This window comes from Herbaspirillum sp. B65 (assembly GCF_000333555.1).
GTDB classification, from domain to species: domain Bacteria; phylum Pseudomonadota; class Gammaproteobacteria; order Burkholderiales; family Burkholderiaceae_D; genus Herbaspirillum; species Herbaspirillum rubrisubalbicans.
Genome location: NZ_BADI01000966.1, coordinates 1 through 1,242 on the forward strand (window position 1 = coordinate 1; position 1,242 = coordinate 1,242).

General features: G+C 57.0%; 1 protein-coding gene and 3 pseudogenes. 3 read left to right on the forward strand and 1 reads right to left on the reverse strand.

Translation table 11 applies throughout. The annotated features are described in order from the left end of the window. Nucleotides 1-469, reverse strand: a pseudogene (locus I5W_RS22715) (spermidine synthase); the annotation flags it as partial. A gap of 196 nt (nt 470-665) precedes the next feature. On the opposite strand from I5W_RS22715, the pseudogene I5W_RS34105 reads away from it, so the two are divergent. From I5W_RS34105 to I5W_RS33680, 3 genes and pseudogenes are all read left to right on the forward strand, one after another. Then, nucleotides 666-791: pseudogene (locus I5W_RS34105) on the forward strand (MetQ/NlpA family ABC transporter substrate-binding protein); the annotation flags it as partial. Nucleotides 792-805: 14 nt separating this feature from the next. Next, nucleotides 806-1,039, forward strand: a complete 234-nt coding sequence (locus tag I5W_RS31625) for a hypothetical protein (protein WP_148289178.1) — start codon at nt 806-808, stop codon at nt 1,037-1,039. Nucleotides 1,040-1,107: 68 nt separating this feature from the next. Then, a pseudogene (locus tag I5W_RS33680) lies at nt 1,108-1,242 on the forward strand (type II toxin-antitoxin system VapB family antitoxin); the annotation flags it as partial.

Consider the following 1,242-nt stretch of genomic DNA (forward strand, 5'->3'; position numbering starts at 1 on the left):
GGCTGGCCGCATGGACGATGAAATCCAGGGCATCGCTTTCGATGATCATCAGGCGCTCATCCGGTTCGGGCAGCTTGAACATGCTGTGGCAGATCGTGATCACGGCCGGGTTCAGTTCCACCGCGGTGACTTGCGCTTGGGGAAATTGGCGATAGCTGAACTTGGTCAGCGCCCCGGTCCCCAGCCCCAGTTGCACGATGTGGCGCGGCGTGCGATTGAACAGCATCCACGCCATCATCTGTTGCGCGTATTCCAGCTCGATCCAGTCGGGCTTGCGGATGCGCATCGCCCCTTGCACCCATTCGGTACCGAAGTGAAGGTAGCGCACCCCCTCCAGTTCGGACAGCGTCACCGGCGCGTACTTCGGCTTGCGGGGTTTGCTGGCATCGGCCTCCAGTTGTTGGCGACGGCGGTTGGGGCCAGCCTTGGTATTGGCCTGGGCTTCGATGGATTTTCTTCTGATGAGCATGATATGAATGAATCTGATGCGGCGCTGCAAAGAGGGCGGCGCTTGCGGATGCGGAATGATACCTTGCCTGACCCCTGGTCAGCGGCTTGGACGCATTTTGTGCATATCGACATGCAGATTCATTCGTTCTGCCGCGCTGGCTGACGGCGATCTCGATGCCAACGCCTTCCGGCATCGTCCTTACCTGGAAAGCCAGATCGCCACCCGCGTCCAGGACAAGGATCAGCCCTGGGTGAAGAAGTTGGTGCAGGCTTACCATTCGGAAGAAGTGCGCAAGTTCATCGACACCGAGTTCAAGGGTTCGCTGGTGCCGGCCTTCTGAATGACGCGTGCCCGGTGGCAACCGCCCGCCTTCGGCCGGGCGGTTTTTTACGCTCACTTCCTGCTGCGGTGGTGCGCAGGGGTCGCCGGCTCCATTACACTTGCGCCATGCTCAAGAACCTCATCCTCTGCCTGAAACTGGCCATCGTCTTTGGCGCCATCGTGTTTTTTGCGAAGGCTTTGCAGTATTTGATCTTCAATGGTGGGTTTTCGGGGGAGTTCTATGATTATCTGTTCTTCCGCAAATGACGCTGGGTTTGCTTGCGTTGATGTCTATTTTGATCCACTATTGAATCAATATTGATGAGAGGCTGACCATGCGGACAACGGGTACCATCGACGATGAGCTGTACGAACAAGCCTTGGAAATGGCAGATTCCTCAATGGAAAAAGGAGACTTGTTCCGCGAGGCCATCAAGACTTTCGTGCGGGTCAAGCTGCAAACGTTTGGC